Raw genomic sequence first — 25,966 nt, forward strand, 5'->3', positions numbered from 1 at the left:
CAGGATGGTTTTTAGGTCCGGCCTGCTCAAAAGGAAGGTGACTTATGCGAATAGACCGTTTAACCAGCAAATTACAGTTGGCCTTGTCCGACGCCCAGTCGTTGGCAGTCGGCCACGATCATCCGGCGATTGAGCCGGCGCACTTGATGCAAGCCATGCTTGAACAGCAGGGTGGTTCGATCAAACCTCTGCTGATGCAGGTGGGCTTCGACGTCAACAGCTTGCGTAAAGAGCTGACCAAAGAGCTCGACCAATTACCGAAAATCCAGAACCCGACCGGCGACGTCAATATGTCGCAGGATCTGGCGCGCCTGCTCAATCAGGCTGACCGTCTGGCCCAGCAGAAGGGCGACCAGTTCATCTCCAGCGAATTGGTGCTACTTGCGGCGATGGACGAGAACAGCAAGCTCGGCAAGTTGCTGCTCGGCCAGGGCGTGAGCAAGAAAGCTTTGGAAAACGCGATCAACAACCTGCGTGGCGGCGAAGCGGTAAATGACGCCAATCACGAGGAGTCGCGGCAGGCGCTGGATAAATACACCGTCGACCTGACCAAGCGCGCCGAAGACGGCAAGCTCGATCCGGTGATTGGCCGTGACGATGAAATTCGTCGCACCATTCAGGTTCTGCAACGCCGTACCAAGAACAACCCGGTGCTGATCGGTGAGCCTGGCGTGGGTAAAACCGCGATTGCCGAAGGTCTGGCCCAGCGCATCATCAACGGCGAAGTACCGGACGGCCTCAAGGGCAAGCGTTTGCTCTCGCTGGACATGGGCGCGCTGATTGCCGGTGCCAAGTATCGCGGTGAGTTCGAAGAGCGCCTGAAATCGCTGCTCAACGAGCTGTCGAAACAGGAAGGGCAGATCATTCTATTCATCGACGAACTGCACACCATGGTCGGCGCCGGTAAAGGCGAAGGCTCGATGGATGCCGGCAACATGCTCAAACCTGCGCTGGCGCGCGGTGAGTTGCATTGCGTTGGCGCGACCACGCTCAACGAGTATCGCCAATATATAGAGAAGGACGCGGCGCTCGAGCGACGCTTCCAGAAAGTATTGGTGGATGAGCCGAGCGAAGAAGACACCATCGCCATTCTGCGTGGCCTCAAAGAGCGCTACGAGGTTCACCACAAGGTGGCGATCACCGACGGCGCGATCATCGCCGCGGCCAAGCTCAGCCATCGCTACATCACTGACCGGCAGTTGCCGGACAAGGCCATCGACCTGATCGACGAGGCGGCTAGCCGCATCCGCATGGAAATCGACTCCAAGCCGGAAGTGCTCGATCGTCTCGAGCGTCGCCTGATTCAGTTGAAGGTGGAATCCCAGGCGCTGAAGAAGGAAAGCGACGAAGCGGCGATGAAACGTCTGGAAAAACTCCAGGAAGAAATCGTCCGACTGGAACGCGAGTATTCCGATCTGGAAGAAATCTGGAACTCGGAAAAAGCCGAGGTGCAGGGTTCTGCGCAGATTCAGCAGAAGATCGAGCAGTCGCGTCAGGAACTGGAAGCGGCACGCCGTAAAGGCGACCTCAACCGAATGGCTGAATTGCAGTATGGGGTAATTCCGGATCTGGAACGCAGCCTGCAAATGGTCGATCAGCACGGCAAGAGCGAAAACCAGCTGCTGCGCAGCAAGGTGACTGAAGAAGAGATCGCCGAAGTTGTGTCGAAGTGGACCGGCATTCCCGTGTCGAAAATGCTCGAAGGCGAGCGCGACAAGCTGATGAAAATGGAAAGCCTGTTGCACAAACGGGTGATTGGTCAGGAAGAAGCTGTGGTCGCCGTGGCCAATGCGGTACGACGTTCACGTGCCGGGTTGTCCGATCCGAATCGTCCGAGCGGCTCGTTCATGTTCCTCGGTCCGACCGGTGTTGGTAAAACCGAGCTGTGCAAGGCGCTGGCCGAATTCCTCTTTGATACTGAAGAGGCGATGGTGCGGATCGATATGTCCGAGTTCATGGAGAAACATTCCGTGGCGCGTCTGATCGGTGCGCCACCGGGATACGTCGGTTACGAAGAAGGCGGTTACCTGACCGAGGCTGTGCGTCGCAAGCCTTATTCGGTGATCCTGCTGGACGAAGTCGAGAAGGCGCACCCGGATGTGTTCAACATCTTGCTGCAAGTGCTTGAAGATGGTCGCCTGACCGACAGCCATGGTCGCACGGTGGACTTCCGCAATACCGTGATCGTCATGACCTCTAACCTCGGCTCTGTGCAGATTCAGGAGCTGGTCGGTGATCGCGAGGCGCAGCGTGCTGCAGTCATGGATGCGCTGACGTCGCACTTCCGTCCGGAGTTCATCAACCGGGTCGACGAAGTGGTGATCTTCGAGCCTTTGGCACGGGATCAGATCGCGGGCATTACCGAGATCCAGTTGGGTCGTCTGCGCAGCCGTCTGGCCGAGCGCGAGCTGAAGCTGGAGCTCAGCCCGGAAGCGATGGACAAGCTGATCGCGGTGGGTTACGACCCGGTGTATGGCGCACGTCCTTTGAAACGGGCGATTCAGCGCTGGATCGAAAACCCGTTGGCACAGTTGATCCTCTCGGGTCACTTCATGCCAGGCGACACGGCAACCGGCAAGGTCGAGAGCGACGAAATCGTTTTCAACTGAGTCCAAACGCCAATGAAAAAAGGAGGGCCCCACATTGTGGGGCCTTTTTTTTCGTTAGGCTGTTGAACTCAAAGGAAAAGGCTTGTAAAGTGCGCCCCGCAGTCAGTCGCCAAGACGGTCTCAGCTCACTGAGTTGAAATCTGAAATAAGTTGCAAATCATTAACTTGAAAGCAATTTAGGGGGTTGACAGAGGTGTTCTAGGTTGTAGAATAGCGCGCCTCAGACACACGAACGCAGCGATGCGAACGAGTGACTAGATGCAAGAAGTTTCACCGTTGTAAATTGAAATATGTAGTTCCGTGATAGCTCAGTCGGTAGAGCAAATGACTGTTAATCATTGGGTCCCAGGTTCGAGTCCTGGTCACGGAGCCAATTTCAAACCGGGGTATAGCGCAGTCCGGTAGCGCGCCTGCTTTGGGAGCAGGATGTCAGGAGTTCGAATCCCCTTACCCCGACCATTTTTGGGTCGTTAGCTCAGTTGGTAGAGCAGTTGGCTTTTAACCAATTGGTCGTAGGTTCGAATCCCACACGACCCACCATTTTTGAAACCAGTTAGCGCTGGGATCGAATCTTAAGATCAGAGGCCAAAAGCGCTGATCGAAGAAGGCGATCTTTGAAAGGTCGCCTTTTTTTTACCGGGGTATAGCGCAGTCCGGTAGCGCGCCTGCTTTGGGAGCAGGATGTCAGGAGTTCGAATCCCCTTACCCCGACCATATTAAAAATCCTCGTATCGAAAGATACGGGGATTTTTTTTGTCCGACAAAAACGCATTTCCCCTTCAAGTCATCATACAACCTGCCGATAGCCCGCTAACACGAGGGGACTGCCATGGCTTCGCCCCTTGAATCTGGCCAATACAAGAATAAGGGCGTTCGTCATGTTGCTTCGTCAGTTGAATATTGCTCCCCGGGCGGCCCTGGGGTTCGCCCTGATCGCGGTGTTGGTGGCCTTGCTCGGCGTTTTTGCGCTGGGGCAGATGTCGAGCATTCGCGACAGTGAAGTCGCGGTGGAAAATCAGTGGCTGCCGAGCATTCGTGGCGGCGACGAGATTCGCGAGATCATGCTGCGTATCCGCACCATCTCGTTGCGCATGGCGCTGGATCAGGATCCGGCCAACATTGCGACTTACCGCAGCCAGATGGACACCCGCGACAAAGAGCTGAGCGAGAAAATCGCCGCTTACGACAAACTGGTCAACACCCCGGAAGGCCAGCAGCTATACGACCAGTTCAAGAAGACCTTCGCCGCGTATCGCAGCGGCATCGCTCAATCCTTTGCCCTCGCTGAACAAGGCAAGCGTGATGAGCTGACCAGGTTGTTGCTGGTCGACATGAAAACCGTCGTCGATGGCTCCGGAAAGCAACTCAACGACCTGGCGGACCTGTTCGCCAAACAGGTCGCCGCCGAAAGCCAGAAGTCCGCTGCGCACTACGAAAACTCGCGCACGATTGTCAGTTTGTTCATTGCGTTGGCCGCGCTGGCCACGGTGGCACTGGCGATGATGCTCACGCGCAGTATCGTTCGCCCGCTGAGCAGCGCTGTCAGCGCAGCAGAAAGTGTGGCGCAAGGCGATCTGACCCGGCCGATCGAAACCCATGGCAACGATGAAGTCAGTCGCTTGCTCAAAGCGTTGGCGACCATGCAGCAAAACCTGCGCGAGACGCTGCAAGGCATCAGTGGTTCGGCCACGCAACTGGCGACCGCTGCTGATGAACTCAATGCAGTGACACTCGACAGCACACAGGGTTTGCAACAACAGAACAACGAAATCGAACAGGCTGCGACGGCTGTTAATCAGATGACGGCCGCAGTGGAAGAGGTCGCACGCAATGCGGTGTCGACGTCTGACGCGACCCGTCAATCCAGCGAGTCGGCGCATCTGGGCCAGGTGCGGGTCAGTGAGACCGCCACGGCTATCAACGCCCTGGCCAGCGATGTGCAACAGACCGGTGAGTTGGTGCAATCACTGGCCAACCAGTCGCAGGACATCGGCAAAGTGCTGGACGTGATTCGGGCGATTGCCGAGCAGACCAACCTGCTGGCGCTCAACGCGGCGATTGAAGCGGCGCGGGCCGGTGAGAGCGGCCGAGGCTTTGCCGTAGTCGCTGATGAAGTGCGGGCGCTGGCTTATCGCACGCAGCAATCGACGCAGGAGATCGAGCAGATGGTCCAGGGCATGCGCAGCGGTTCGAGCCTGGCGCTGGATTCGATGCAGGCCAGTACCGCGCGTGCCACGACCACCCTGGCGTTGGCTGAGCGTGCCGGTGAGGCGCTGCAAACCATTACCGCGTCGGTGCATGAGATCCATGAGCGCAATCTGGTGATCGCCAGCGCTGCGGAAGAACAGGCGCAAGTCGCCCGCGAAGTCGATCGCAATCTGGTGAACATTCGTGATTTGTCGGTACGTTCCGCCGCCGGTGCCGACCAGACCAGTGCTTCCAGCCATGAGTTGTCGCAACTGGCCAACGCCTTGCAGGGCATGGTGCGGCGCTTCCAGTTGTAAAACGGCAGACATGAAAAAGCCGCGTTTCTCACAGGAGAAGCGCGGCTTTTTTCTGCCGGTCAGGCGCCGTCTTGGTCTTTCAGGTGTTCGAACAGGCCTTTCGGCATCTTCTTGCCATTGGCTTCAAAGTTGGCCTTCACGTTGTTGTAGGCCTCTTGCTCGTCGATGAAGCCGTCATGGTTGGTGTCGATCTTGTCGAAGTCGGACTTCGGCGCGACTTTGAGGAATTCGGCGCGGGAAACCTTGCCGTCACCATCGCTGTCAGTCTTGGCCATCGAGGCATCGCCACACTTGCCTTCACCGCATTTGCCTTCCGGCGCTTTCACCGAAGTTTCTGCCGAGGCGACCATGTAGCCCTGCGCCAGTGGTTGAGCGGCAAACACCGAACCGGACATCATCAGGCCGCCAGCCAGGGCTGCGCCGATCAGGCCAATGGATTTTTTACCGAGGATCGAAGTACGGGACATTTACATTCTCCTGGGCTGCACAACGCAACCACACGTTAAAGACGCAAGCCTGAGCGGTGTTGCTCGGGTGTGGCCATTAGGCGGTGGCGGTGTATCGCGACTGTGTCGCGCAGCGGGGGAGTTTGTAAGCGAAGGAGGGAAAAGCGGGGCGGGGATACAGTAAGAAACAGATCTTTCGATCAACACAAAACAATGTGGGAGCGAGCCTGCTCGCGAAGAGGTTGTCTCAGTCGACATTTTTGTCGTTTGACACACCGCATTCGCGAGCAGGCTCGCTCCCACAGGTTTTTAGTGCAGCTTCAGGCGCGGCTCGGTGCCACGGCCAATCTTGCTGCCGAGCATCAACATCGCCGTGCGGAACGGCCCGTACAGCGCCATTTGGTGCATGCGATACAGCGACACGTAAAACATCCGCGCCAGCCAGCCTTCGAGCATCACGCTGCCGGTCAGGTTGCCCATCAAGTTACCCACAGCCGAAAAACGCGACAGCGAGATCAGCGAGCCGTAGTCGGTGTACTTGTACTCCGGCAGGGTCTTGCCTTCGATGCGCAATTTCAGCGACTTGGCCAGCAGCGAGGCCTGTTGGTGCGCGGCTTGCGCCCGTGGCGGCACGTTGCGATCGGTGCCCGGTTGCGGGCACGCGGCGCAATCGCCGAAGGCGAAGATGTTCTCGTCGCGGGTGGTTTGCAGCGTCGGCAATACTTGCAGTTGATTGATGCGGTTGGTTTCCAGGCCGTCGATGTCCTTGAGGAAACCCGGCGCGCGAATGCCCGCCGCCCAGACTTTCAGGCTGGCCTTGATTTCATTGCCATCGGCGGTGATCAGGCTGTCGGCGGTCACTTCGCTGACCGAGGCATTGGTCATCACATTGACCCCGAGTTTTTCCAGGGTCTTGTGCACGGGTCCGCTGATGCGCTCCGGCAGGGCGGGCAACACCCGTGGCCCGGCTTCGATCAGGGTGATGTGCATGTTTTCCGGTTTGATCCGGTCCAGACCATAAGCCGCCAGTTCATGGGCGGCGTTGTGCAATTCTGCCGCCAGTTCAACACCCGTCGCGCCAGCGCCGACGATCGCTACGCTGATCTGCTCGATCACATCGGTTTGCCCGGCGTGTGCACGCAGATAGTGATTCAACAGTTGCTGGTGAAAGCGCTCGGCTTGCTTGCGGGTGTCGAGGAACAGGCAGTGCTGCGCCGCGCCCTGAGTGCCGAAATCATTGGTGGTGCTGCCGACGCTGATCACCAGCGAGTCGTACTGCACTTCCCGCGCCGGCACCAGTTCTACGCCGTTTTCGTCGTAGGTCGCCGCCAGTTGAATTTTCTTCTGCGCACGATCAAGCCCGCTCATGCGCCCCAGCTGGAACTCGAAGTGGTTCCATTTTGCCTGGGCAACATAGTTGAGTTCGTCTTCGGAGGAGTTCAGCGATCCGGCAGCCACTTCGTGCAACAGCGGTTTCCAGATGTGCGTCAGGTTGGCGTCGACCAGCATCACACTGGCCGTGCCGCGCTTGCCCAGAGTCTTACCCAGACGGGTAGCCAACTCCAGACCGCCGGCGCCGCCGCCGACAATAACAATACGATGGGACATGGGGATAACTCGCAAGGTTTTTAAAGGAAATCGGTGCGGTTACCCAAGCGAGCGCGAGGCAGCTCATAGCGTCAGGTAACTGATAAATCGGCTCAACAGGCCCAGACCAATGGTCACTGCCAGCACCAGCACCAGGAGCATCCACGGCCGGAAAGGCCGGCGCTCGACTCGGTGTTGGGACAGTTGCAGGTACTCTTCGACATGTTTCTGGTCTTCAGGGTTCAGGCGGCTGGTCATATTTGCCTCGTCAGGTAGACGTTGCTGAATGGACAGAAGCTACAGCGGTTTTTATCCGGGGTTGAAAGCAGCATAGCCGCTGTCCGGAACCGGCTCGACGCTCACCCGGTCTTCGAGGCGAATGATCCCGCTTTGTAACACCCGCGCGGTAATTCCGCCATGCCCGCGCACCGCTTGAAAGGTGCCCGGGCCGAGGTTGTTCTGCAGGCGTGCGCAAGGCTGACACCAGCCCGTGGTTTCGAATATTGCCTGACCGATGCGAAAGCGCCGACCCTTGAGGCTAAACAAATTGATACCGCTGATAACGAGATTACGGCGCAGATCTTCAGGCCTGACCGGTTGATCGTGCGGTCGGCCCATCAATGCGCTGATTACCGCGAGGTGTTCCCACTGGATCAGGGTCACCTGCCGCGCGTTACGCACACCGGGACGGGCGTGATCGCCGGTCAGCCCTGCTTCCAGTCGCGCTTCCACCGCATCAAGTTCGATCATCGGCCCGCGCGATTCGGGGCGCACTCCGATCCAGCGCACGCACCCGGTCTGCGGCACATCGGCAATCAATTGCTGCAGCGGCGTCACAGGCTGATCCCGACATCGAAGACGATGCTGCGACCAAGGTTGTTGCGCAGAAAATCCGGCGCATCCGGGTGGGCGAACAGCACGCGGGCAAAGGTCGGGCCGACCAGCGACAGCGAGCGCCAGCCCTGGCGCAGATATTCGGTGGGCGGGGGGAAATGGCTGTTCAGATCCAGCACCTCACGTTTAAGACTGGCGAAGGCGATGATATCCAATTCGCCCAGATCCATACCGCGTTCCTTGTAGTTGTGCGCCTTCTTACGCAAGGTCGGTGCCAGTCGCAGCAGGAATTCATTGGCCGGAATGCGCTTGGGCTTGGCCTCACGGCGCACCAGTTGGCTGAGAGAAAAGGCGCTGCGTCGTCGCTGCAGTTCATCGCGCCATTCGTCGTTGAGCCGGCGCCCCTCGTCGAGCACGAAGAACACCTCGAAATTGGCATCGCGAAACAGCACATCCGGGGGTTCGCCGGCCGGCGCGAATTCGTCCGCGCGGTAGGGAATATTCAAGCCTTGCAGCAGGCGCTGGCAGACCCAACGCTCACGCTCCCATTTGCGGGCATTGGACAGAAAGGCGTTGGCTTGCTCGGCCGCGATGGTCAGCAGGCGTAAATAATCTGAGTCATCCATAGGCCCAAGCTTAGCGTTCAAATGCGACAAGCAGAAAGCTTTGCTTGAACCGCCCGTTCACCTTGCCCTTGTAGGAGCTGCCGAAGGCTGCGATCTTTTGATCTTGCTGTTAAATAAAAAAATCAAAAGTTCGCAGCCTTCGGCAGCTCCTACAGCTGAATGTCGATGGAGGGTGAGGGAATGATTGGAGCTGAACTGCTTTCGACGGCGAGCCTGACGCTCGGCTGGCTGATTTATCTGCCGGTGCTGCTCTGGGCGATTGCGCGCGCGCCATGGGTCGAGTTGTTCAGTGACAGCCGGCGTCAGCATCTGTTGTTCGGCACGGTATTCGCGTTGTTTCTGTTGTGGCTGGTGCGCAGGGATTTCGACACCGGCGTGTCCTATCACTTTATCGGGATGACCGCCGTGACTTTGCTGCTGGATTGGCCGCTGGCAATTGTCGGAGGCCTGGTCGCACAGATCGGCCTGGTGCTATTGGGTCGTCAGGATTTGCTGGCGGTCGGGGTCAATGGCTCGCTGCTGATCCTGTTACCGGTGTTGATCACTGAATGTGTGGCGATCCTCGTCGAGCGCGCACAGCCACGTAATCCGTTCGTGTACATCTTCTGCTCCGGATTCTTCGCTGCGGCGTTGTCCGCGCTGTTATGTCTGATCCTGAGCCTGACGCTGCTGTGGTACGACGGTCTCTTTGCCATGCCGGAGTGGCTGGAAGACTTCATCGGTTACGTGTGGCTGATCATTTTCCCCGAAGCGTTCATCAACGGCATGATCATCAGTGCGCTGGTGGTATTCAGCCCGGAATGGCTGGAAACCTTCAACCGCACGCGCTACCTCTCGGCGCCGTGGAAGGACGACGACCCCAAGTCTTGATCCATATCAAACCCGCCACGCGCGGGAAATTTCATGCTCGCGCAAATCCCTTCAGGAGCAGCGGCATGAGCGTTTACGAGTGGGCAAGGCAGGAAACCCGGCAGAGTCTGGACATGGCGCAGGAGGTGGGCTTTGACCCAGGGTTGAGTTTGCGTGCCTTGCTCAGTGCGGTGGTGCAGCAGAGCAAGGCCGTGCGCAACGCCGAAGACCTGGCCGACGAGTTGCGCTTTCTCGCGGAAAACCTCGACGACGATCAGGACTACGGCTTTATGCGGCCCTGATCGGGATCAGTGGCGCGGATCGAAATCGCCGGAAAACAGTTCGTCCTCGGCATCCGGCGCGACCGGAATCTTGTGCTCTTCCGACGCCCAGGCGCCGAGGTCGATCAGTTTGCAGCGATCGGAACAGAACGGCCGAAACTTGTTTTCAGGGGTGAACTCAACGGGCGCGCCGCAGGTCGGGCATTCAACGGTTGGGATCTGGCTCATGCTTGGCCTCCGGATAAAGTCAGGTAAAAGTGATGCAGACGCTCGACCTCGCTGTGCAACCAGGCGAGGTCGCGATCATTGACCACCACGTCGTCGGCACGGCTCACACGGTCTTCGCGGCTCGACTGAGCCTTGAGGATCGCCTGAACCTGCTGCTCGCTGGTCTGGTCACGCTGCAAGGTGCGTTCGATCTGCAATTGTTGCGGGGCGTCGATCACCAGGATGCGCTGGGTCATCGCGTATTGCCCGGATTCGATCAACAGCGGCGAAACCAGTATCGCGTAAGGCGATTTTGCCAGCGCCAGATGATGAGCGATTTCCTCGGCGATCAACGGATGCAGCAGGGCTTCGAGCCAGCGCCGTTGCTCCGGTACTTCGAAGATCAGTTTGCGCAGGGCGGCGCGGTCCAGTGTGCCATCGGCCTGCAATACGCCGGGGCCGAAGTGCTCGGCAATCTTTGCCAGGGCGGGACGGCCCGGCTCAACCACCCAGCGCGCCGCATGATCGGCATCCACCACGTGGATACCCAGATCAATGAAGTGCTGGGCCGCCGCGCTTTTGCCGCTGCCGATGCCGCCGGTGAGGCCGAGAATCCAGGGTTTTTCCACAGGGGTATTCATTTCAAACCGACAAACTGCCAATAGAAGTCGGTTATTTGACCACCCCAGAGCAAGGCAATCCAGCCGGCAATTGCCAGCCAGGGGCCGAAGGGGATCGGCGTGGATGTTTTCTCATTGCGCAAGCGCAGTAAAACCACCCCGATAATGGCGCCCACCAGCGATGACAGAAGGATGGTCAGCGGTAGAATCTGCCAGCCGCCCCACGCGCCGAGCAGCGCCAGCAACTTGAAATCCCCGTGACCGATGCCGTCCTTGCCGGTCAGCAGTTTGAACAGCCAGAACACCGACCACAACGCCATGTAACCGGCCACTGCGCCCCACAGTGCATCGTGCAACGGTACGAAGACGCCGAAGCTGTTGACGATCAACCCCAGCCACAGCAGCGGCAGCACCAGCACATCGGGCAGCAGTTGATGTTCGGTGTCGATCAGACTCATCGCCAGCAAACCCCACGTCAGGACAATCAGCAGGCATGCCGACCAACCGAAGCCGATATGCCAGGCGATGAAGGCAGAGAGCAGCCCGCAAGCCAGTTCGGTCAGTGGATATCGTTTGCTGATGGGCGCAGCACACGCGGAACAACGCCCGCGCAGCCACAGATAACTGAGCAGGGGAACGTTCTCCCACGGGCGAATGCGATGGGCGCAATGTGGGCACTCGGAGTGCGGCAGCATCAGGTTGTAGGTGGGCAGCGGCGTTTCGCCGGGCAAACCGAGCACGTCGTGGGCCTGCTGGCGCCAGTCGCGTTCGAGCATTTTCGGCAGACGCCAGATCAGCACGTTGAGAAAGCTGCCGACCACCAGACCGAGCAGCAGGGCGGTGAAGACAAAGGCCAGTGGATACAGGGCAAACAGTTCGTCGATAGGCATGTCAGATCGCTGAGCCGAGTTGGAAAATCGGCAGGTACATGGCTACGACCAGACCGCCGACGATCACCCCCAGCACCACCATGATGAATGGCTCCATAAGGCTGGTGAGGTTGTCGACCATGTTATCCACTTCTTCTTCGTAAAAGCCTGCAACCTTGTCGAGCATTTCATCCAGCGCACCCGATTCCTCGCCGATAGCGGTCATCTGCACGGCCATGTTGGGAAAGACTCCGGTGCTGCGCATCGAAAAGTTCAGCTGCATACCGGTGGAGACGTCCTGACGAATCCGCAGCACGGCGCGCTTGAATACCACGTTGCCGGTGGCGCCGGCCACCGAGTCGAGCGCTTCTACCAATGGCACACCAGCAGCAAATGTAGTGGAAAGGGTTCGGGCGAAACGGGCGACCGCTGACTTGTACATCAGCGTGCCCACCAATGGCAGCTTCAACAGCCAGGTGTCCTTGCGATCACGTAACGCCTGAGAGGTTTTCAACGCATGGCGGGTGCCGAAAATCGCCGCGACCAGCGCGCCGAGAATCGCCCACCACCATTGCTGCATGAACTCCGAAAGGCTGATCACCATCAGGGTGAAGGCCGGTAATTCGGCACCGAAACCCGAGAACACCGACTGAAACTGCGGCACCACTTTTATCAGCAGGATCCCGGTCACCACTGCCGCCACCAGCACCACGGCGGCGGGATAGGTCATGGCTTTCTTGATTTTGGCCTTGAGGGCCTCGCTCTTTTCCTTATACGTCGCAACACGTTCCAGCAAGGTATCAAGGGCGCCGGACTGCTCACCAGCATCGACAAGGTTGCAATACAACTCGTCGAAGTACTGCGGCTTTTTGCGCAGGGCGTTGGCAAAGCTGTTACCGGCGGCAACTTCCTGTTTTACCTCGTCCACCAGCTTGCGCATGGCCGGGTTTTCAAAGCCTTCGCCGATGATGTCGAACGACTGCAGCAGCGGCACACCAGCCTTCATCATGGTCGCCATCTGCCGGGTGAACAGAGCGATGTCCTGGGCCTTGATGCGTTTGCCGAAACTCAACAACGACGCGGATTTTTTGCGCACCTTGCCGGGATTGATCCCCTGTTTACGCAGCTGTGCCTTGATCAGCGCCGGGTTTTGTCCGCTCAGCTCACCGGTGACTTTGCTGCCTTTCCTGTCCGTACCTTCCCAGGCGTAGATACTGATTTTCGCTGCCTTGACCGCCATGTTCAGTCCTTGGTGACCCGGTTGATTTCTTCAAGGCTGGTGATGCCTTGCATGGCCTTGTGCAACCCAGATGTGCGCAGATCGTCGAAGCCGTCGCGGCGCATTTGAATGTCGATTTCCAGCGAGTTGCCTTCGGCCATGATCAAGCGTTGCAACTCCGGTGTGTTTTTCACCACTTCATAAATCCCCACGCGTCCCTTGTAACCGCCGTTGCAGTGATCGCAACCGACCGGCTCGTAGATCGTGAAATGGCCGATGCGTTCCTCGGGGAAACCTTCCTTGATCAAGGTTTCGCGTGGGATCTCGATGGGCTTCTTGCAGTGGCTGCACAGTTTTCGCGCCAGGCGCTGAGCGATGATCAGGCTGACCGAGGTGGCGATGTTGAAGCCGGGGATGCCCATGTTGTGCAGACGGGTCAGGGTTTCCGCAGCGCTGTTGGTGTGCAGGGTCGAGAGCACGAGGTGGCCGGTCTGCGCAGCCTTGATCGCGATCTCGGCAGTTTCCAGATCGCGGATCTCGCCAACCATGATCACGTCCGGGTCCTGGCGCAGAAACGAGCGTAGTGCCTGGGCAAAGTCGAGCCCTTGTTTGGGATTGACGTTGACCTGGTTGATGCCTTCCATGTTGATCTCCACCGGGTCTTCGGCAGTGGAGATATTGATGTCGACGGTATTGAGGATATTCAGGCCGGTGTACAGCGACACGGTTTTCCCCGAGCCGGTGGGGCCAGTGACCAGAATCATGCCTTGGGGCTGCTTGAGCGCGGCCATGTACAGTTCTTTCTGCGCGGGTTCGTAACCAAGCGCGTCGATGCCGATCTGTGCGCTGGAAGGGTCGAGAATCCGGATCACCACTTTTTCCCCCCACAGCGTCGGCAGGGTGTTGACCCGGAAATCGATCGACTTGCTCTTCGACAGGCGCATCTTGATCCGCCCGTCCTGCGGCTTGCGCCGCTCCGAAATATCGAGACTGGCCATGACTTTCAAACGTGCAGCGATCCGCCCGGCCAGTTGAATCGGCGGTTTGGCCACCTCGCGCAGGATGCCGTCGGTGCGCACTCGTACCCGGTAGTTCTTCTCGTAGGGCTCGAAGTGCAAATCAGAAGAACCGCTTTTGATCGCGTCGAGCAACATCTTGTGAACAAAACGCACCACCGGCGCATCGTCGGCGTCGAGGCCTGCGATGGCGTCCTGTTTGCTGTCGTCGATGGATTCGACATCGAGGCCATCGAGATCGACATCGGCCATGTCCTCCAGACCGCTGGCGTTGGTGTCGAAGAATTTTTCGATGGCATCGCTGAGCTTGTCGTCCTCGACCAGAATGGCTTCGGTGCTCAGCCCCGTACTGAACTGAATGTCGTTGATTGCTTGATGATTGCTCGGGTCGGAAATGCCTACGAATAGCTTGTTGCCTCGCCGCCACAGGGGCAGAGCGTGATGCTGACGCACCAGTTTTTCGCTGACCAGGCCTTTGGGCTGGGTTTCCTTGTCGAGGCAATTGAGATCAAGGAACGCCATGCCGAAATGCTCGCTGGCGATCTCGGCTACCTGCCAGCTCTTGACCAGTTTGTTCTGCACCAGATAGCTGACCAGCGACAGGCGATTGCGCTGAGCCTGTTGCCAGGCTTGCTGGGCACTTTTTTCTGTCAGCAACTCGGCCTGTACCAGTTGCTTGGCCAGACCGCTCAGAGCGATGTCATTCATGGGGATTCCGCACGCTTGCAGTTCATGACTTATAGCCTAGTCAAGTGACAGCGCCAAACACGGCGGGTGCAGGTGACAAAAAGTGTCAGATAGTGCGGTTACGGGTTGTAGGAAATGGCGTTGTAGAGGGGGCGCGCCCAACGGGCGGGGCTTGGAGGCGTTGGCATGGCCTATGCTGCTTCCCTTGCAGATCATGAGATTTCGACTCATGCATGGAGCGTGTCTATGAAAAAACAACAAGGTTTTACTCTGATCGAGCTGCTGATCGTGGTGGCGATCATCGGGATTCTGGCGACCATCGCCCTGCCGCAGTATTCCAAATATCAGGCGCGGTCGAAGGTAACGGCGGGGCTGGCGGAGATCAGTGCGATGAAAGTGCCGTTCGAAGACACCATCAACCAAGGTACCGATCCGACGCTGACGCTGGTGGCCGGTAGTGCCACCGTCACAACGTCAAATTGCGCCGTGACCGCATCGGGCACCGCTTCGACCGGGGCCGGCACCATTGTCTGCACAATCAAGAACGCTCCTGGCCCTGTTCTGGACAAAACCATCACCTTGACCCGTTCATCGGGCACCGGTGCTGGCGTCTGGACTTGCGGCACCACTGTGGCGCCGGACTATTCGCCAAAAGGCTGCACCGCCAGCGGTACATAAGTTGAATGTGTGCTCAACAGAATGCCCCGCAATGCGGGGCATTTTTCATTGCGCAGCCGTTCACAAAAGCTTCAATAATTTCAGCGTCTTAGGAACTTTCCAAAAAACCGTAACTTGCATGTCGATAATTCGAAGGTCATGCAAATTGCATGATTTCGAAAATTTCGGTAATTAATAAGTTATTGATTTATAAAGAAAATATTGATTTTCAAAAGTTGGCACAGCGTTCGCAACTACCTTGGTAACCCTGCTGACAAGACAAACAGCAGACTTTCCAGAAAAACAGGAGTTACTCGTATGAAGAAGTTCGCTATCACTGCCGCTGCTGCTACCGCGCTGACCCTGACCATGGCTTCCGGTGCATTCGCACAATCCACCCAGGCCACCCAGGCTCCAATGACTCTGGCTGCCGGTGAAGTCACCGAGATGAAACAAGATACTTCCGATACTTGGATCACCACCAAAGTCAAAGCTGACCTGGTTACCGAAAAAGGCATTCCTGGTACTGACATCAAAGTAGAAACCAACAAAGGCGTTGTATCGCTGTCGTCGACTACTGCTGTAACTGAATCGCAGAAAGACGTTGCTGTAGCGATCGCCAAGAAAATCAAAGGCGTCAAAGCGGTCTCCGCTGACGGCCTGAAAGCCGAGTAAGGCATGACTTCTCGCCTGGACCGGGAGAAGACGCGACAGACGGGCCGAGCAATACGTCTGCCGCAACTTTAGAGTTCATGCGAACGGTCACACGGATGTGACCATTACAGGCCCCGCCACTTGTGTCGGGGCCTGTTCTATTTCAGAGACAACACAAAACAAATGTAGGAGTGAGCCTGCTCGCGATAGCGGTGTGTCAGTCAGCAATTTGATTAGCTGAGAGTGAGTCAGTTGCCGCGTTTGCTGTTGATCTGGCGCAGGCGATTACCTTCAAAGCGCAGGTATTGGTACATGCCGTTGCTCGGGCCGTAGGTCCACTCCTCGACCTGAAACTCTTCGCGACGATTGGCGCTGCGCTTGTAGCCGAGCAGATCACGGCTAACCGGCTCACCGCACTTCTGCAGGACTTCGCTGGAACGGTCGCCAAGGCTGATCAACTGACTGCCGCAGCGCAGCGTATCGGACGCCGAGGCGTGACTGGCCGCGAACGTCATTGCGATCAAGGCCAGCCACTGCAGTTTCATCATTCGGCATCCAGATGCATTTGCGTCACCACGCGGCCATCGCTCTCGGCTTCACCGAGATTGGCGTCGATGAAGTACACACGGTCGTCTGCCAGTTGGCCTTTATCGACCAGATAATCCTTGATGCTGCTGGCCCGGTCCTGACCCAACTGACGCAACAGCACATCGCTGCCACTCCAGAACTGGATCACTCCCTCGCGCATCTTCGCCGTGCGTTCTTCCTTGCCCAGATCCTTCCATTCCGCCGGCGGCTGGGTTTTCAGACGGGTGCGGTAAATGCCCTCGAGCAGTGGACCTTTCTCGCTGTCGGGCACTTGCAGCAGCGACGCCTGAGCCGGGACTTTATCGCCACGACGCTGGAGCATCTTGTAGTAGTTGTACTGGTATTCACGTTCCAGACGCTGCTCGGCGAGCAACGGGCCGTCACTGCTTTTGGCGGCCGTGCCTTCGATCTCCAGACGCAGTGCCGGACGCTCCTTCAGCGCCTGAGACAGTTTGATCAGCGCCGCTTCGGCATCCTTGCTCAACTCGCTGGAACCCGGAGCAAACGACACGGTGCCAAGGTCTTGCGAACTGCCACCACTGATCAGCCCGCCAATCATTTTGAACGGCGCGGCGGCGGCTTTGACGATCAGGTTGCGCAAGGTCTGCCAGACAATCGGCATCACGCTGAATTGCGGGTTGTTCAAGTCGCCGGTCACCGGCAATTCGATGGAGATCTTGCCGTCGACATCCTTGAGCAGGGCAATCGCCAGTTTCAGCGGCAGGCTCACGGCATCCGGGCTGTCGACTTTTTCGCCGAGCTGCAATTGCTCGACCACCACTTTGTTTTCGGCTTTGAGCTGGCCCTTGGTGATCAGGTAGTGCAGGTCAAGGTTGAGCCGGCCCTTGCGGATACGGTAGCCGGCGAATTTGCCGGAGTAGGGCGTCAGTGTCGTCAGCTCGACGCGTTTGAAACTGGTGGCGATGTCGAGGCTGGCCATCGGATCGAACGGATTGACCGCGCCCTTGATGGTCACCGGTGCGTAGCGGTCGACCTTGCCTTTGATATCGACGCTGGCCGGTTTCGCCTGACGGCTGTCGATGGTGCCGATATGGCCGTTGAGCTGCTGCACGGCGGTGGCGAAGTTCGGCGTCAGGCTGAAGTCGGCGAAGTTCGCCGAGCCGTCATTGATCGCGATGCCACCGATGTGAATGCCCAACGGTTTCTCGTTGCTGGCCGGTTTCGCTGTCGTGGTATTCGCGCCGCTGTCGGCCGGTTGCGGGATCAGCAGGTCGTCGATGTTGGTGGTGCGATCGTCGTTGATCATGAACCGCACATATGGCTGGAACAGGTTGACCTTGTCGATCGACAGACTGTCGCCGTGCTGATAATTCAGGCCTTCGACCACCACTTGCTGCCACTTGAGGAAATCGCGGGTTTTCAAGGTGTCGAGGGTGTGCAGTTGATCGATCTGTGCGCGGCCGGTGACGCTGAGCACCAGTGGTTCGGTGCTCTTGAGATTGACCCTCAGATCACTGCCGAGCATGCCGCTGCGCAGTTCCAGGCGAATGAACGGATTGATATAGGACTGCGCGACGCGCAGGTCGATGTCCTGGGTTTTCACATTGAGCTGGGCGTTGACCGGGGCGAGATTGACCGTGCCGTCGGCCGTGATCTTGCCTTGCTTGCCCACGCCGCTGTCGAGCTTGAGCTTGAAGGGCGAACCGTTGAGGCTGTCGAAGTCTTGCAGGTCGACGTTCAGCGGGGTGATATCCAGTGCCACCGCAGGTGTTGCCGAACGGTCGGCCAGATGCACGGTGTAGTTACGCAATTGCACGTCTTTGAGCAGCACTTGCCATGGTTTGCTCGGCGCAGTGGATTCTGGCTTCGGCGAATCAGCAGCGGCTGGCGTGTTCGCCGGTTCTGCGGCGGCTTTGGCGGCAGGTTCGGACGGTTGGCTGGCGAACAGTTTCTGCCAGTCCAACTGGCCGTCGGCTTCGAGGGCGGCCCAGGTTTCCAGTTTGTTGCTGCGGATCTTGCCGACCACGACTTGTTGCTTGGCCAGATCCACCGAGGTTTCGCTGACGTCCAGGCGTTCGAGTTTCGCCAGTGGCCGGCCGTCTGGAGCCTTGATGGCGAACGGCGCGATGCTCACCGCCACGTTGTTCAGTTGCAGCTCGGTTTCTTTCGACAGATTGAGTTTGTATTCGCTGCTGAGGCTGATCACACCGTCTTCCAGCACCAGCGGCACCGAATCACGCACGTAGGGCCAGAACGCTTTCATCTTGCCGTCGGTGACTTTCAGGGTGCCTTCGGAAGTGAACGGGATCAGGCTGAAATTGCCACTCCAGTCGATCCGCCCACCGGCCGGGCCGATGGCGACCAGGGTCATGTCGGCACTGTCTTCGGGCAGGGTGCTGAGGTTTTTCAGTTCGAAGCTGAGGTCGTCGTAGAGAAACTCGATGGGCTCGCTCGGGCGCACGTCTTCAAAGTGCACCACGCCGCCGGCCAGTTTGATGTTGTCGATGCGCAGCGGGAACGGTTTGGCGTCCGGGTCGGCTGGTGTCGGCTCACTGGCCGGCACATTGAACAGGCCGAGCAGGTTGAGTTTGCCGTCTTTGGCGAAAAGGATTTCGGTTTTCGGCTTGTCCAGCTCGATGTTGGCCAGATGCAGGGCTTTGGTCCACAGGCTGTCGATTTGCAGGTCGGCGTACAGGCGATCGAAGCCGACCTGTTCCTTGCCCGGCTCGCCGATGACCAGTCCCCACAGGGTGACTTCAAGGCTGAACGGATTGAGCTCGATACGCTGGATATGCGCAGGCACCGTTGCGTAATTGGCCAGTTGTTGATTGGCCACACGCAGGGCGATGCCCGGCAAAATCAGAAACCCCAGCAGGCTGTAGAGGGCCAGAGCAGTCAACAAGGCGCCAATCGCGCGAATCAATCCTTTGGGCATGTGCGGCTTCATCTGTCTGAATCGGAGTGCCTTGGAGTATGGCACGCGATTCTGGTTCCGAAGTACCTCGCGTGGGGCAGGATTGTTCAGATTTCTCTGTAATCACAAACACTGTGGGAGCGAGCTTGCTCGCGAAAGCGGTCGTTCAGTTGATAAATATGCCGACTGACATGACGCCTTCGCGAGCAAGCTCGCTCCCACAGGGGGATAGTTGTTAGCCGTACGCAAGTGTCACAGCTGCAGGATCAGGGTTTTCAGCGGCGGTTGCTGGTCCATGGACGGGAAGTCGGCGCCCGGTGTCATCACGCTCCACTCACGCACCGGTCGCCCGGCCTTCTCGGCGCAGCGCAGGACCTGCTCGCGCCAGTCGTCCATGCTGACTTTCGCCAGGTTGTTGCAGCAGATCAGCACGCCGTTGTCGGCGGTGGTCAGCAGGGCCGGTTTGAGCAGGCTCTGGTAGTCGCGCAGCAGGTCGACGGTGCCGAATGCACTCTTGGCCCAGGCGGGCGGGTCGAGCAGGACCAGATCATATTGGCGCTGATCGAAGCGCTGGTAGCTCGGCAGTTTCTGTCCACGGCGCTGACTGATCGGCAGACCGGCGAGTTGCCGGATGGCCGGGAAGTAGTCCGACTGGATGAACTGCATCTCCGGCAATTGCGGGTTGAGCAGACCGTTTTCACGGCCGACCGCCAGATTGCCTTCGGCGAAATCCAGGTTGCACACTTCACGCGCGCCGCCGGCGGCGGCACTCAGGCCAACGCCGCAGGTGTAGGCGAACAGGTTGAGCACGGATTTGCCCTTGGCGTGATCCTTGACCCAGCCACGGGTGTTGCGCAGGTCGAGGAACAGCAGCGGATCCTGCCCGGCATGACGCCCGCGCACACGGTAGTTGAGGCCCCATTCGTGGCCCACCAGATCGGCCAGCGCGGCGTCTTCGGCTTTGTAGACGCTGTCTTCACGATCAATACGCGAATTGCCACGGGAGCGGTCGTTGTAAACCAGCAAGGTTTCCAGCCCCAGGCTCTGATTAACCATGGCGTGCAGTTGCAGCAGGTCATCGCGCTCGAGCGTCTGGTGGAAGCTTTGCACCAGCAGTTGCGGGCCATAGCGGTCGATGGTCAGACCGCCGGCGCCTTCCTGGCTGCCGTGGAACAGCCGATAGCAATCGGTGCCCTGGCGGTGCAGCTCGGCCAGCAAATCCTGGCGTTGATCGAGGGCGGCGCGCAGCGCCTGATTCAAGGAAGACATGCGGGCGCCTTGCTGGTGAGAATGGGGGCGCGGGAGTTTAGCAGTTACTGAGCTGCGAGCTCCAAGCTTCAAGCCTCAAGCTCAAAACTTGCAGCTTGCAGCTTGCAGCTTGCAGCTTGCAGCTTGCAGCTCTGAGCGTCAGCGAAGCAGCCCCATCCGGCGTTTGGCCCGTTGCACCGAACCATTGCGCATCGCCCAGCGCAGCATCGGTGCGCTGCGTCTGACGCTGGCGCGAATCAACTGGCGCTGCAGCGAACTCTGTCGCACATCCAGCATATCGCTGGCCCAGTCCGGCAACAGATCGATCCCGGCCTTCATCATCAGATCACCAAACGGTCGCGCCAGAACACTCGGCGCCGGTGCCTCGAGCAACAAACGCAACACCTCACGGCTGCGTTCATCGCACAACAACTGCGGGCGCATGCGTTGCAGATACTCGGCCACGGCTTGCCGTGATTTCGGCACATCCCGCGCACCGAGTCGTTCGGCAATCACGGCAATCTCTGCGTAATAACGATCCTGATCCGCCCCCGACAACTGCGGGTTGCGATAACGCAAATGCGCCGCCAGAAAGTTACTCACTTCCGCCACGTGCACCCACGTGAGCAACTCCGGATCGCTCGCCGCGTATGGCCGACCATCCGGCCCAGTGCCGACCACTTGCAGGTGAATGGTGCGCACTTTCTCGATCAGCCAATCGGCGTCCTTTCGCGAGCCGAACGTGGTGCCGGAAACAAACTGACTGGTACGGCGCAAGCGCCCGAGCATGTCCTGACGAAAATTCGAATGATCCCAGACCCCGGCCAGCGCCAGCGGATGCAAAGCTTGCAACAAAAGCGCGCTGATACCGCCGATCAACATGCTGCTGAAATCGCCGTGCACCTGCCAACTGATCGAGTCGGGGCCGAACAGGCCTGGGTCGCCCTTGGGGTTTTCCAGATCGAGTTGGCCGAGGGACAGCCCGGTCAGGCTCATGAGCTGGTTTTCAATACGACTGCGGATGAATTCCATGACCACTCAGTGCGAAAGGGCGGGCGCGGCCGGTTGACCGCGCCCGAGGTGTTACTGATTGAGGCGCTTGTCGATCAGGCCTTGCACCACGCTCGGGTCGGCCAGGGTCGAGGTGTCGCCGAGGCTGTCGAGTTCGTTGCAGGCGATCTTGCGCAGGATGCGCCGCATGATCTTGCCTGAACGGGTTTTCGGCAAGGCCGGCGCCCACTGGATCAGGTCCGGTTTGGCAAAGCTACCGATTTCCTTGCTGACGTGGGCGAGCAGTTCTTTCTTCAGTTCGTCATTCGGTTCGGTGCCGTTCATCGGCGTGACGAAGGCGTAGATGCCCTGACCTTTGACGTCATGCGGGTAACCGACCACGGCGGCTTCGGCGATGCTGTCGTGCAGGACCAGCGCGCTTTCCACTTCGGCGGTACCGATGCGGTGGCCGGAGACGTTGATCACATCGTCGATGCGCCCGGTGATCCAGTAGTCGCCGTCCTCGTCGCGGCGCGCGCCGTCGCCGGTGAAGTAGTAGCCGGGGTAGGGTTTGAAATAGGTGTCGACCATTCGCTGCGGGTCGCCATAGACGCTGCGGATCTGTGCCGGCCAGCTCGATTTGATCGCCAGCACGCCGCTGCCGGCGCCTTTGATTTCCTTGCCGTGCTCGTCGAGCAACACCGGTTGCACGCCGAACATCGGCTGCGTGGCGCAGCCCGGTTTGATCCGCTGGGCGCTGACCAGCGGGCTGAGCATGATGCCGCCGGTCTCGGTCTGCCACCAAGTGTCGACGATAGGACAGCGCTGTTCTCCTACGACGTTGAAATACCATTCCCACGCTTCCGGGTTGATTGGTTCACCGACACTGCCGAGTAATCTGAGGCTGGCGCGCGAGGTTTCCTTCAGCGGTTCGGCACCTTCGCGCATCAACGCGCGCAGGGCGGTCGGCGCGGTGTAGAAGATGTTGACCTTGTGTTTATCGATCACTTGCCAGAAGCGTGAACTGCTCGGGTAGCTCGGCACACCTTCGAACATCAACGTGGTCGCGCCGTTGGCCAGCGGGCCGTAGACGATGTAGCTGTGGCCGGTGACCCAGCCGACGTCGGCGGTGCACCAGAACACTTCGCCGTCGCGGTAATCGAGCACGTATTTGAAGGTCATCGCCGCTTGCAGCAGGTAACCGCCGGTGGTGTGCAACACGCCTTTGGGTTTGCCGGTGCTGCCGGAGGTGTAGAGGATGAACAGCGGGTCTTCGGCGCCCATCGGTTCTGGCGGGCAATTGTCGCTGACATCGCGTACCGCCTGGTGATACCAGAGGTCGCGACCTTCGACCCAATCGACGTTGCCTTGGCTGCGCTCGACCACCACGACGGTGCTGACGTCCGGGCAACTTTGCAGGGCTTTGTCGACGTTCTGCTTGAGCGGCACGAACTTGCCGCCGCGCACGCCTTCATCCGCCGTGATCACCGTGCGGCAATCGGCATCGAGAATGCGGTCACGCAGGGAATCCGGGGAGAAACCGCCGAACACCACCGAATGGATTGCGCCGATCCGCGAACACGCGAGCATGGCGTAAGCGGCTTCGGGGATCATCGGCATGTAGATGCACACCCGGTCACCTTTCTTCACGCCACGGCTTTTCAGCACGTTGGCCAGGCGGCAGACGTGGTGATGGAGTTTTTTGTAAGTGATTTGTGCCGATTCGGCCGGGTCGTCGCCTTCCCAGAGCAGGGCGGTCTGCTCGCCGCGCTTTTCCAGGTGGCGGTCGATGCAGTTGTAACTGACGTTCAGTTTGCCCCCGGCGAACCAGGCGGCTTCGCCGGTTTTCAGGTCGTAGCGCTGAACGGTCTGCCACGGCGTGCTCCAGTCGAGGAAGCGCGTGGCCTGTTCGGCCCAGAAGGTTGTGGGGTGTTCAATGGATTCGCGGTACAGGCGCCGGTAGTCATCCTGACTCAACTGAGCAGCCCGGCGGACGGCATCGGCTTTGGGGAACGTGCTGATATCGAACATGACGGTTCCTTATTCTTGTGGTGCTTCAGGAATAAAGATGCGCCGAGCGGGCGAAGGGTTCAAGCCGGATCAGGAATCTGATGGCGGAAGCTGATTTTGAATGCCCCCCAAAACAACTGTAGGAGTGAGCCTGCTCGCGATAGCGGTGTGTCATTCAACATCAATGCTGACTGATACACCGCTATCGCGAGCAGGCTCACTCCTACAAGGGATCTCTCTGCCCACAGGATTTGGGTTGAGCCAAACCTTGTGGGCCGGACCATCACATCACCCGCGGTGACGACCGCGGAAGTAGTTGATCAGGCCCTGAGTGGAAGGATCGTCAGCGGTGGTTTCATCGCTGCCGACCAGGCGGTTGTAAACACCTTTGCCCAGTTCCTTGCCCAGTTCCACGCCCCATTGGTCGAAGGCGTTGATGCCCCAGACCACGCTTTGTACGAACACTTTATGTTCATACATTGCCACCAGCGCGCCGAGACGACGCGGGCTGATGCGTTCAACCACAATGGTGTTGCTCGGACGGTTGCCCGGGATCACCTTGTGCGGCGCCAGTTTGTGCACTTCTTCTTCGCTCATGCCCTTGTCGCGCAGTTCCTGCTCGGCTTCCGGCAAGGTCTTGCCGAGCATCAGCGCCTGACTCTGCGACAGGCAGTTGGCGTACAGCCACTGATGGTGGTCGGAAACCGGGTTGAAGCTGACGATCGGCACGATGAAATCGGCCGGGATCAACTGCGAACCTTGATGCAGCAACTGGTGGTAAGCGTGCTGACCGTTGCAGCCGACGCCGCCCCAGATCACCGGACCGGTATCGGTCGACACCGGCGTGCCGTCCTGACGCACGCTCTTGCCGTTGGATTCCATGTCCAGTTGTTGCAGGTGCTTGGTGATGTTGCGCAGGTAATGGTCGTACGGCAGGATCGCGTGGCTTTGCGCGCCCCAGAAGTTGCCGTACCACACGCCGAGCAGGGCCAGCAGCACCGGCATGTTCTGTTCGAACGGCGCAGTCTGGAAATGCTGGTCCATGGTGTAGGCGCCGGACAGCAGTTCCTTGAAGTTGGACATGCCGATCGCCAGGGCGATCGGCAAACCGATGGCCGACCACAGCGAGTAACGCCCGCCGACCCAGTCCCACATCGGGAAGATGTTTTCTTCGCGGATACCGAACGCTACGGCAGCAGCGTTGTTGCTCGAAACGGCGATGAAGTGACGATACAACTCGGCTTCCGAACCGCCCTGCGCCAGGTACCAGGCGCGCGCAGCTTGAGCGTTCTTCAGGGTTTCGAGGGTATTGAACGACTTCGACGAAACGATGAACAGCGTGGTCTCGGCGCGCAGCTTTTGCGTCAGCTCGTGGAACTCACTGCCGTCGATGTTCGCCAGATAATGGCAACGCACACCTTTCTGCGCGTACGACAGCAGGGCTTCGGAGACCAGTTCAGGGCCGAGGAACGAGCCGCCGATGCCGATGTTCACCACGTCGGTGATCGGCTTCTCGGTGTAACCGCGCCACAGGCCATCGTGTATGCGGCCGACCAGATCGGTGATCTGGTTCAGGACCTTGTGGACTTCCGGCATCACGTTGACGCCGTTGACCGACAGCTTGTCGCCTACCGGGCGGCGCAGGGCGGTGTGCAGCGCCGGGCGACCTTCGGAGGTGTTGACGATTTCGCCTTCAAACAGCGCTTTGATGGCGCCTTTGAGATCGACTTCATTGGCCAGACCGACCAGCAGGTTGCGGGTCTGGGCGTTGATCAAATTCTTCGAATAATCGAGAAACAGTCCGCAGCTGCTGAGGGTGAACTGGTTGAAGCGCTGCGGATCGGCGTTGAAGGCTTCGCGCATGCTGAAATCCTGCATGGCTTGGCGGTGTTCTTTCAACGCTTGCCAGGCGGGCAGAGCGGTAACGTCTTGAGGAGTGAGGTAATACGCCATCGCTGCGGTTTTCCTTTTTACTTGAACGGCCTTTTGAACACTGAACAGACCCGGCACGCCATGTTTGGGCATGGGATCAACTGCGTCGACACGATTTCTGGACACAGGGCGAATACAGTAAACCTCGCGCTGCGTTCTGTCTTGACTTTGTCTGACCAGATCCCTGTACTTTTTTAACATCGAGACCGGGAGCTGGCCGACAAACGGAGGGGGAGCGGGGCGATTTCGCGATCAGGCGAGCTGAACCGGGATGGCGTTGCTGGTGTGGCTCAGCTCGTTGCCGGGCGCCATGTAGAGCATGCGCGGCTTGAAATTGACCAGCTCGGCTTCGCTGTAATGGGCGTAGGCACAAATGATCACACGGTCGCCGACCTTGGCCTTGTGCGCAGCGGCGCCGTTGACGGAGATCATCCGCGAGCCTTCTTCACCACGAATCGCGTAGGTGGTGAAACGCTCACCATTGTCGACGTTATAAATCTGGATCTGCTCGTATTCACGGATGCCGGACAAGTCCAGCCACTCGCCATCGATGGCGCACGAACCTTCGTAATCGAGCACCGCATGAGTGACTTCGGCGCGGTGCAGTTTGGCCTTGAGCATGATCGCGTGCATGAGGGTTTTTCCCGGGTTGGAATCG

23 protein-coding genes, 4 tRNA genes and 1 pseudogene are annotated in these 25,966 nt (G+C 58.8%); 11 read left to right on the forward strand and 17 right to left on the reverse strand.

The genetic code is table 11. The annotated features are described in order from the left end of the window. Positions 1–44 precede the first annotated feature (44 nt). The 7 genes and pseudogenes from clpB (at position 45) to CKW17_RS30880 (ending at position 5,113) form a co-directional block, all read left to right on the forward strand. Positions 45–2,609 (forward strand): ATP-dependent chaperone ClpB, encoded by a 2,565-nt coding sequence (gene clpB / locus CKW17_RS22610; RefSeq protein WP_095121766.1) that lies wholly within the window; start codon positions 45–47, stop codon positions 2,607–2,609. Positions 2,610–2,906: 297 nt separating this feature from the next. Then, positions 2,907–2,982: transfer RNA gene (locus CKW17_RS22615), tRNA-Asn, on the forward strand. 9 nt (positions 2,983–2,991) lie between these two features. After that, a tRNA-Pro gene (locus CKW17_RS22620) sits at positions 2,992–3,068 on the forward strand. Positions 3,069–3,073: 5 nt separating this feature from the next. Further along, positions 3,074–3,149: transfer RNA gene (locus CKW17_RS22625), tRNA-Lys, on the forward strand. 97 nt (positions 3,150–3,246) lie between these two features. After that, a tRNA-Pro gene (locus tag CKW17_RS22630) sits at positions 3,247–3,323 on the forward strand. A 164-nt stretch (positions 3,324–3,487) separates the two neighbouring features. Next, positions 3,488–4,258, forward strand: a pseudogene (locus tag CKW17_RS30875) (MCP four helix bundle domain-containing protein); the annotation flags it as partial. Beyond that, positions 4,250–5,113: a methyl-accepting chemotaxis protein gene (locus tag CKW17_RS30880; RefSeq protein ID WP_371044025.1), complete on the forward strand. Its 864-nt coding sequence runs from the start codon at positions 4,250–4,252 to the stop codon at positions 5,111–5,113. The pseudogene CKW17_RS30875 and the gene CKW17_RS30880, both read left to right, overlap by 9 nt. Before the next feature lie 59 nt (positions 5,114–5,172). Here the strand turns inward: CKW17_RS30880 and CKW17_RS22640 are convergent, their stop codons facing one another. The 5 genes from CKW17_RS22640 to CKW17_RS22660 form a co-directional block, all read right to left on the reverse strand. Next, a complete protein-coding gene (locus tag CKW17_RS22640; protein WP_095121768.1) occupies positions 5,173–5,580 on the reverse strand; it encodes a hypothetical protein in 408 nt (135 codons plus the stop codon). Between the two features lie 288 nt (positions 5,581–5,868). Beyond that, the gene (locus CKW17_RS22645; protein ID WP_095121769.1) at positions 5,869–7,167 is read right to left on the reverse strand and encodes an NAD(P)/FAD-dependent oxidoreductase; all 1,299 of its coding nucleotides are present in this window, start codon (positions 7,165–7,167) and stop codon (positions 5,869–5,871) included. 63 nt (positions 7,168–7,230) lie between these two features. Then, complete coding sequence (locus tag CKW17_RS22650) at positions 7,231–7,404, reverse strand: DUF3094 domain-containing protein (protein ID WP_007909875.1); 174 nt, start codon at positions 7,402–7,404, stop codon at positions 7,231–7,233. Positions 7,405–7,455: 51 nt separating this feature from the next. Further along, entirely contained in the window at positions 7,456–7,983 is a 528-nt protein-coding gene (locus CKW17_RS22655; protein ID WP_095121770.1) for an MOSC domain-containing protein, read from the reverse strand. Next, positions 7,980–8,606 carry a DUF1780 domain-containing protein gene (locus CKW17_RS22660; protein ID WP_095121771.1) on the reverse strand — a complete coding sequence of 209 codons (627 nt, stop codon included), beginning with the start codon at positions 8,604–8,606 and terminating at the stop codon, positions 7,980–7,982. The genes CKW17_RS22655 and CKW17_RS22660 overlap by 4 nt, the downstream gene beginning before the upstream one ends. 180 nt (positions 8,607–8,786) lie before the next feature. On the opposite strand from CKW17_RS22660, the gene CKW17_RS22665 reads away from it, so the two are divergent. After that, positions 8,787–9,476: an energy-coupling factor ABC transporter permease gene (locus tag CKW17_RS22665; protein ID WP_095121772.1), complete on the forward strand. Its 690-nt coding sequence runs from the start codon at positions 8,787–8,789 to the stop codon at positions 9,474–9,476. A 65-nt stretch (positions 9,477–9,541) separates the two neighbouring features. Further along, positions 9,542–9,757, forward strand: a complete 216-nt coding sequence (locus CKW17_RS22670) for a hypothetical protein (protein WP_007909901.1) — start codon at positions 9,542–9,544, stop codon at positions 9,755–9,757. A 6-nt stretch (positions 9,758–9,763) separates the two neighbouring features. Here the strand turns inward: CKW17_RS22670 and yacG are convergent, their stop codons facing one another. From yacG to pilB, 5 genes are read right to left on the reverse strand one after another with little or no spacing between them, the layout of a single operon-like run. Next, positions 9,764–9,964: a DNA gyrase inhibitor YacG gene (gene yacG / locus CKW17_RS22675; protein WP_007959585.1), complete on the reverse strand. Its 201-nt coding sequence runs from the start codon at positions 9,962–9,964 to the stop codon at positions 9,764–9,766. After that, positions 9,961–10,584: a dephospho-CoA kinase gene (gene coaE / locus CKW17_RS22680; RefSeq protein WP_095121774.1), complete on the reverse strand. Its 624-nt coding sequence runs from the start codon at positions 10,582–10,584 to the stop codon at positions 9,961–9,963. Before coaE ends, yacG begins: the two co-directional genes overlap by 4 nt. Continuing rightward, entirely contained in the window at positions 10,581–11,453 is an 873-nt protein-coding gene (locus tag CKW17_RS22685) for an A24 family peptidase (protein ID WP_095121775.1), read from the reverse strand. Before CKW17_RS22685 ends, coaE begins: the two co-directional genes overlap by 4 nt. 1 nt (position 11,454) lies before the next feature. Next, positions 11,455–12,672, reverse strand: a complete 1,218-nt coding sequence (locus CKW17_RS22690; protein ID WP_095121776.1) for a type II secretion system F family protein — start codon at positions 12,670–12,672, stop codon at positions 11,455–11,457. Positions 12,673–12,674: 2 nt separating this feature from the next. After that, positions 12,675–14,375, reverse strand: coding sequence for a type IV-A pilus assembly ATPase PilB (gene pilB, locus CKW17_RS22695; RefSeq protein ID WP_095121777.1), 1,701 nt, complete (start codon positions 14,373–14,375; stop codon positions 12,675–12,677). Between the two features lie 225 nt (positions 14,376–14,600). On the opposite strand from pilB, the gene CKW17_RS22700 reads away from it, so the two are divergent. Continuing rightward, the gene (locus CKW17_RS22700) at positions 14,601–15,032 is read left to right on the forward strand and encodes a pilin (protein ID WP_007909907.1); all 432 of its coding nucleotides are present in this window, start codon (positions 14,601–14,603) and stop codon (positions 15,030–15,032) included. 297 nt (positions 15,033–15,329) lie between these two features. Continuing rightward, positions 15,330–15,686: a BON domain-containing protein gene (locus tag CKW17_RS22705; RefSeq protein WP_095121779.1), complete on the forward strand. Its 357-nt coding sequence runs from the start codon at positions 15,330–15,332 to the stop codon at positions 15,684–15,686. A 227-nt stretch (positions 15,687–15,913) separates the two neighbouring features. On the opposite strand, the gene CKW17_RS22710 is transcribed toward CKW17_RS22705, so the two are convergent. The 7 genes from CKW17_RS22710 to panD all read right to left on the reverse strand — a co-directional run bounded on the left by CKW17_RS22710 (position 15,914) and on the right by panD (position 25,941). Continuing rightward, a complete protein-coding gene (locus tag CKW17_RS22710) occupies positions 15,914–16,210 on the reverse strand; it encodes a DUF2845 domain-containing protein (protein WP_077574576.1) in 297 nt (98 codons plus the stop codon). Beyond that, positions 16,210–19,161: a DUF748 domain-containing protein gene (locus tag CKW17_RS22715; protein ID WP_095121780.1), complete on the reverse strand. Its 2,952-nt coding sequence runs from the start codon at positions 19,159–19,161 to the stop codon at positions 16,210–16,212. Before CKW17_RS22715 ends, CKW17_RS22710 begins: the two co-directional genes overlap by 1 nt. A 219-nt stretch (positions 19,162–19,380) precedes the next feature. Beyond that, entirely contained in the window at positions 19,381–20,397 is a 1,017-nt protein-coding gene (locus CKW17_RS22720) for a class I SAM-dependent rRNA methyltransferase (protein WP_095121782.1), read from the reverse strand. Between the two features lie 138 nt (positions 20,398–20,535). Continuing rightward, positions 20,536–21,408: an oxygenase MpaB family protein gene (locus CKW17_RS22725; RefSeq protein WP_095121783.1), complete on the reverse strand. Its 873-nt coding sequence runs from the start codon at positions 21,406–21,408 to the stop codon at positions 20,536–20,538. 51 nt (positions 21,409–21,459) lie between these two features. Next, positions 21,460–23,397, reverse strand: coding sequence for an acetate--CoA ligase (acs, locus tag CKW17_RS22730; protein WP_095121785.1), 1,938 nt, complete (start codon positions 23,395–23,397; stop codon positions 21,460–21,462). 267 nt (positions 23,398–23,664) lie between these two features. Continuing rightward, positions 23,665–25,329 (reverse strand): glucose-6-phosphate isomerase, encoded by a 1,665-nt coding sequence (gene pgi, locus CKW17_RS22735; RefSeq protein WP_034153884.1) that lies wholly within the window; start codon positions 25,327–25,329, stop codon positions 23,665–23,667. Positions 25,330–25,560: 231 nt separating this feature from the next. Then, complete coding sequence (panD, locus tag CKW17_RS22740; RefSeq protein ID WP_003205654.1) at positions 25,561–25,941, reverse strand: aspartate 1-decarboxylase; 381 nt, start codon at positions 25,939–25,941, stop codon at positions 25,561–25,563. Positions 25,942–25,966: the final 25 nt, after the last annotated feature.

This window comes from Pseudomonas sp. Irchel s3f10 (assembly GCF_900187515.1).
Taxonomy (GTDB): Bacteria; Pseudomonadota; Gammaproteobacteria; order Pseudomonadales; family Pseudomonadaceae; genus Aquipseudomonas; species Aquipseudomonas tensinigenes.

Coding starts and splice junctions, on each gene's coding strand:
- pgi (WP_034153884.1), bottom strand. CDS start 25,329: ATGGCGTATTACCTCACTCCTCAAGACGTTACCGCTCTGCCCGCCTGG.
- panD (WP_003205654.1), bottom strand. CDS start 25,941: ATGCACGCGATCATGCTCAAGGCCAAACTGCACCGCGCCGAAGTCACT.
- CKW17_RS22650 (WP_007909875.1), bottom strand. CDS start 7,404: ATGACCAGCCGCCTGAACCCTGAAGACCAGAAACATGTCGAAGAGTAC.
- CKW17_RS22645 (WP_095121769.1), bottom strand. CDS start 7,167: ATGTCCCATCGTATTGTTATTGTCGGCGGCGGCGCCGGCGGTCTGGAG.
- CKW17_RS22665 (WP_095121772.1), top strand. CDS start 8,787: ATGATTGGAGCTGAACTGCTTTCGACGGCGAGCCTGACGCTCGGCTGG.
- CKW17_RS22660 (WP_095121771.1), bottom strand. CDS start 8,606: ATGGATGACTCAGATTATTTACGCCTGCTGACCATCGCGGCCGAGCAA.
- CKW17_RS22640 (WP_095121768.1), bottom strand. CDS start 5,580: ATGTCCCGTACTTCGATCCTCGGTAAAAAATCCATTGGCCTGATCGGC.
- CKW17_RS22710 (WP_077574576.1), bottom strand. CDS start 16,210: ATGAAACTGCAGTGGCTGGCCTTGATCGCAATGACGTTCGCGGCCAGT.
- acs (WP_095121785.1), bottom strand. CDS start 23,397: ATGTTCGATATCAGCACGTTCCCCAAAGCCGATGCCGTCCGCCGGGCT.
- CKW17_RS22720 (WP_095121782.1), bottom strand. CDS start 20,397: ATGTCTTCCTTGAATCAGGCGCTGCGCGCCGCCCTCGATCAACGCCAG.
- coaE (WP_095121774.1), bottom strand. CDS start 10,584: ATGAATACCCCTGTGGAAAAACCCTGGATTCTCGGCCTCACCGGCGGC.
- yacG (WP_007959585.1), bottom strand. CDS start 9,964: ATGAGCCAGATCCCAACCGTTGAATGCCCGACCTGCGGCGCGCCCGTT.
- CKW17_RS30880 (WP_371044025.1), top strand. CDS start 4,250: ATGCAGCAAAACCTGCGCGAGACGCTGCAAGGCATCAGTGGTTCGGCC.
- CKW17_RS22705 (WP_095121779.1), top strand. CDS start 15,330: ATGAAGAAGTTCGCTATCACTGCCGCTGCTGCTACCGCGCTGACCCTG.
- CKW17_RS22700 (WP_007909907.1), top strand. CDS start 14,601: ATGAAAAAACAACAAGGTTTTACTCTGATCGAGCTGCTGATCGTGGTG.
- CKW17_RS22690 (WP_095121776.1), bottom strand. CDS start 12,672: ATGGCGGTCAAGGCAGCGAAAATCAGTATCTACGCCTGGGAAGGTACG.
- pilB (WP_095121777.1), bottom strand. CDS start 14,375: ATGAATGACATCGCTCTGAGCGGTCTGGCCAAGCAACTGGTACAGGCC.
- CKW17_RS22715 (WP_095121780.1), bottom strand. CDS start 19,161: ATGAAGCCGCACATGCCCAAAGGATTGATTCGCGCGATTGGCGCCTTG.
- CKW17_RS22685 (WP_095121775.1), bottom strand. CDS start 11,453: ATGCCTATCGACGAACTGTTTGCCCTGTATCCACTGGCCTTTGTCTTC.
- CKW17_RS22725 (WP_095121783.1), bottom strand. CDS start 21,408: ATGGAATTCATCCGCAGTCGTATTGAAAACCAGCTCATGAGCCTGACC.
- clpB (WP_095121766.1), top strand. CDS start 45: ATGCGAATAGACCGTTTAACCAGCAAATTACAGTTGGCCTTGTCCGAC.
- CKW17_RS22670 (WP_007909901.1), top strand. CDS start 9,542: ATGAGCGTTTACGAGTGGGCAAGGCAGGAAACCCGGCAGAGTCTGGAC.